Source organism: Gluconacetobacter entanii (genome assembly GCF_013155425.1).
Classification (GTDB): domain Bacteria; phylum Pseudomonadota; class Alphaproteobacteria; order Acetobacterales; family Acetobacteraceae; genus Novacetimonas; species Novacetimonas entanii.
On the sequence record NZ_JABJWD010000161.1, the window covers coordinates 1 to 4,703 of the forward strand.

General features: G+C 61.7%; 2 protein-coding genes. Both read left to right on the plus strand.

The genetic code is table 11. The features are described from left to right. Positions 1–205 precede the first annotated feature (205 nt). Positions 206–1,387, plus strand: coding sequence for a zinc-dependent alcohol dehydrogenase (locus HNH97_RS17195; protein WP_110914733.1), 1,182 nt, complete (start codon positions 206–208; stop codon positions 1,385–1,387). A gap of 547 nt (positions 1,388–1,934) precedes the next feature. Continuing rightward, positions 1,935–4,538, plus strand: a complete 2,604-nt coding sequence (clpB, locus tag HNH97_RS17200) for an ATP-dependent chaperone ClpB (protein ID WP_110914732.1) — start codon at positions 1,935–1,937, stop codon at positions 4,536–4,538. The last annotated feature ends 165 nt before the right edge of the window (positions 4,539–4,703 follow it).

Here is a 4,703-nt window from a genome sequence, read left to right on the forward strand (position 1 = left end):
TCGCCTGCAAAACTCCTGAAAATCCTCACTCAATGGGCTAAACTGCCTGCGTGAACCGTTCCAAACAATCCTTACCTATGCCAGCCCCTATTATTTATCCTGCCAGCATCCCGGTGGGCCTTGTTAAATCATGGAAACATTTCATCGGAAAACTCCGGGGAGGGGCGCGCGTCTGTCTCATATCACCTGAGCAGGACGACCTCCCATGAAAGCGCTGACCTGGCAGAAAAAGGGCAGGATCACATGCGAAAGCGTGCCTGATCCTGTCATCCGCGACGGTCGTGATGTCATCATCAAGGTGCGTGCATGCGCCATCTGTGGCTCCGACCTTCACCTGATGGACGGCATGATGCCGACCATGCAGTGTGGCGATGTCCTTGGTCATGAGACCATGGGCGAAGTGATCGAAGTGGGCAGGGACATTACTTCGCTGTCCATCGGGGACCGTATCGTCGTGCCCTTCACCATTTCCTGTGGCGCGTGCCGGCAGTGCAAATGGGGCAACTGGAGTTGCTGCGAGCGTACGAACCCCAACGGGCGGCAGCAGGCCGAAACGTTCGGCTATCCGCTGGCGGGCCTGTATGGCTATTCCCACATTACGGGTGGCTTTGCCGGGGGACAGGCGGAATATCTGCGGGTTCCGTATGCCGATGTCGGGCCGATCGTGGTGCCGGACGGCCTGGGGGACGAACAGGTCCTGTTCCTGTCGGACATTTTCCCCACCGGCTATCAGGCCGCCGAAAACTGCGACATCACGCCGGAGGCGGAGAAAACCATCGCCGTGTGGGGCTGTGGCCCGGTCGGGCAGATGGCGATCCGGTCATGTTTCCTGCTGGGTGCGAAACGTGTCATCGCCATAGACGAAGTGCCCGAAAGACTGGCCATGGCGCGTCTGGGCGGGGCGGAGACCATAGATTTCCGCCACCAGAACATCCAGCAGACCCTGATCGACATGACGGGCGGGCTTGGCCCCGATGCGGTCATCGAAGCGGTCGGGATGGAGGCCCATGGCGCGGACACCATGATGCAGAAGGTTGGCTCCGCCCTGCTGTCGGCCACGACGCTGGAACGGCCATTCGCCCTCAATCAGGCCATCCTTGGGTGCCGGCCGGGCGGGATCGTGTCCATGCCGGGGGTTTATGCCGGCGCCCTTGGTCCCGTCATGGTGGGTGTGCTGATGAACAAGGGCCTGACCCTGCGCACCGGGCAGACCAACGTGCAGAAATATCTCGCCCCCCTGCTGGAACGGATCCGCAACGGGGATATCGACCCGTCCTTCGTCATCAGCCATCGTTCCACGGACCTTGAAGACGGGCCGGACCTGTATGAAAAATTCCGCGACAAGCGTGACAACTGCACAAAGGTTGTCTTTCGCCCGCATGGATAAGAATGAAGTCATAAAAGTTTTTGGTGAAGCTTTTTCCAAAAAGCTTCGAAAGACGTCGCCTTTTTAGATCAAAAGGCGACACCCAGAAACTTTTATCCGTTTACCAGCACATCACAGGTCCTGCCTGTAAAAACCCTCCTGACAGGCCAGGCTGCTCCCCGCCGGTGAATATGCGATCTCCAAGGGCGTGCTCCGGGCAGACGGCAGCACCGACCGGCTCTGTGCACCGCGCAGGGCCATGGGTCAGAGGCATCCCGGCCCATTCATCCCGCCAGGATGCGCGCTGTGCGAATGGCCGCCCGGAGAAGAAGTCACGCCAGTCTTGATCCAGATTAAGTAGCATTTCACCAACCGGTGATCATCTGGGATGACGGATGTGTCCGATGCTGTGCGGTGGGAATGGGACAGGGAAACATGGGTGTGTCATCTTGTAATAACATGCGCCCATACCCAATTGTGAAACCAGCCGCTGTGCCGTTGCCTCTCCATCTGGGACGGCAGCAGCGGACCTGTTTTGTCGCCTGAGAATAAAGGGACGGGGGATTTTATGAATATCGAGAAGTTTACGGAACGTTCGCGCGGTTTCCTTCAGGCCGCGCAGACCATCGCGATGCGCGACTACAACCAGCAGCTTACGCCGGAACATCTGCTCAAGGCGCTGCTTGATGATGACCAGGGGGCGGCGTCCGCGCTGATCCGCGCGGCAGGGGGGCAGCCCGCCACCATTGCCGCCGCCGTTGACGCAGCCCTTGCGAAACTGCCGAAGGTGCAGGGCGGTGGCGCGGGACAGCCCAGCGCCACGCCGGACCTCGTGCGTCTGCTCGACGCCGCCGAACAGGGCGCGCAGAAGGCAGGGGACGAATATGTGGCGCAGGACCGCCTGCTTGCCGCCATCGCGGCATCGGAAACGCCGGCCGGACAGGCCCTGCGTGCCGGTGGCGCCACCCCGCAGGCGCTTGACAAGGCCATCGCAACCATCCGCAAGGGACGCACCGTGACCAGTGAAAACGCCGAAGCCAGTTTCGACGCGTTGAAGAAATACGCCCGCGACGTGACCGAGATCGCGCAGCAGGGCAAGCTTGACCCCGTCATCGGCCGTGACGAGGAAATCCGCCGCGCCATCCAGGTGCTGGCGCGCCGCAGCAAGAACAACCCCGTCCTGATCGGTGAGCCCGGCGTGGGCAAGACCGCGATTGTCGAGGGGCTGGCGCTGCGTATCGTCAATGGCGACGTGCCGGAGGCGCTGAAGAACAAGAAGCTGCTGTCGCTTGATATGGGCGCACTGGTGGCTGGCGCGAAATATCGCGGCGAGTTCGAGGAACGCCTCAAGGCCGTGCTGAAGGAAATCGAGGCCGCCGAGGGCCAGATCATCCTGTTCATCGACGAAATGCACACCCTTGTCGGCGCGGGCCGTTCGGACGGGGCGATGGATGCGTCGAACCTCATCAAGCCGGAACTGGCGCGTGGCGTGCTGCATTGCATCGGTGCGACGACGCTGGACGAATACCGCAAGTATATTGAAAAGGACGCTGCCCTCGCCCGCCGGTTCCAGCCGGTTTACGTGGGTGAGCCGACGGTGGCCGACACGATCTCCATCCTGCGCGGGATCAAGGAGAAGTACGAACTCCACCACGGCATCCGTATTTCCGATGGCGCGCTGGTTGCGGCGGCGACCTTGTCGAACCGCTACATCACCGACCGCTTCCTGCCGGACAAGGCGATCGACCTTGTGGACGAGGCGGCAAGCCGCCTGCGCATGGAAATCGACAGCAAGCCGGAAGAACTCGACGAACTCGACCGTCGCCTGATCCAGCTCAAGATCGAGCGTGAGGCCATCCGCAAGGAAGACGACGCCGCCAGCAAGGAACGTCTGGTCAAGCTGGAGCTTGAACTGTCGGACCTGCAGGAAAAGTCGGATTCCCTGACCGCGGCGTGGCATGCGGAAAAGGATCGCGTCAACGCGGTGCAGAAGCTGCAGGAAGAACTTGATCAGGTGCGCTCCGACATCGAGGTCGCGCAGCGTCGGGGGGATCTGGGCCGTGCGTCGGAACTGATGTACAGCCGCCTGCCCGCACTGCAGACACAGATCGCGCAGGCACAGGAAGAAGCCGACCAGGCCAGCAAGGGCGCAGGCATGGTCAGCGATACCGTGACCGATCAGGGCATTGCCGCCGTGGTCTCGCGCTGGACCGGTGTGCCGGTGGAACGCATGCTCGAAGGTGAGCGCGCGAAGCTGCTGCGCATGGAAGACGAACTGCGCAAGAGCGTGGTCGGGCAGGAACCCGCGCTGAAAGCTGTCTCCGACGCGGTGCGCCGTGCCCGTGCCGGCCTGCAGGATCCCAACCGCCCGATCGGTTCGTTCCTGTTCCTCGGCCCGACGGGCGTGGGCAAGACCGAACTGTGCAAGGCGCTGGCCCGCTTCCTGTTCGATGACGAGAAGGCGCTCCTGCGCATCGACATGAGCGAGTTCATGGAAAAGCACGCCGTGGCGCGTCTGGTCGGTGCCCCTCCCGGTTATGTCGGGTATGAGGAAGGTGGCGTCCTGACGGAGGCGGTGCGTCGCAGGCCGTATCAGGTCATCCTGTTCGACGAGGTCGAGAAGGCGCACGAGGACGTCTTCAACATCCTGCTGCAGGTGCTTGACGATGGCCGCCTGACGGATGGGCAGGGACGCACGGTGGATTTCCGCAATACGCTGATCGTGCTGACCAGCAACCTTGGCTCCAGCGTGCTGGCTCACCTGCCGGACGGGGAATCGGTGGAAAGCGTGCGGCCTGAGGTCATGAAGGTGGTGCGCGATCATTTCCGGCCGGAATTCCTCAACCGGCTGGATGAGATCATCCTGTTCTCCCGCCTGCAGAAGGCGGATATGGGCAAGATCGTCGAAATCCAGATCGGACGGCTGCGCAAGCTTCTGGCGGATCGCAACATCACGCTGGATCTCGACAAGGCGGGTGAGACGTGGCTGGCGGATGCCGGATATGACCCGGTCTATGGCGCGCGTCCGCTCAAGCGCGTGATCCAGCGCAGCCTGCAGAACCCGATGGCGGGGATGTTGCTGGCTGGTGACATCCATGACGGGGAGACCGTGAAGGTGTCTGCCGCTGACGATCACCTGACGATTGACGGTCACGCGGTTGACGCGGACTGACGTGCTGGTGGCGTAAGCTGAAAGGGAGAGGGGGAGGCGCGAGCCTCCTCCTCTTTTTTTTGCTTTTTTTTCGGGGGATGGTGCCGGGAATGGGAGTTTTTGGTACGGGTTTGCCGGTTTTCCGCCGTTTTTTCGGGGTTTGCATAAGGCGTTGACAATGGGGGG

Bases quoted from the DNA above. Each gene is read 5' to 3' on its own strand.
- HNH97_RS17195 (WP_110914733.1), top strand. From the start codon at position 206: ATGAAAGCGCTGACCTGGCAGAAAAAGGGCAGGATCACATGCGAAAGC.
- clpB (WP_110914732.1), top strand. From the start codon at position 1,935: ATGAATATCGAGAAGTTTACGGAACGTTCGCGCGGTTTCCTTCAGGCC.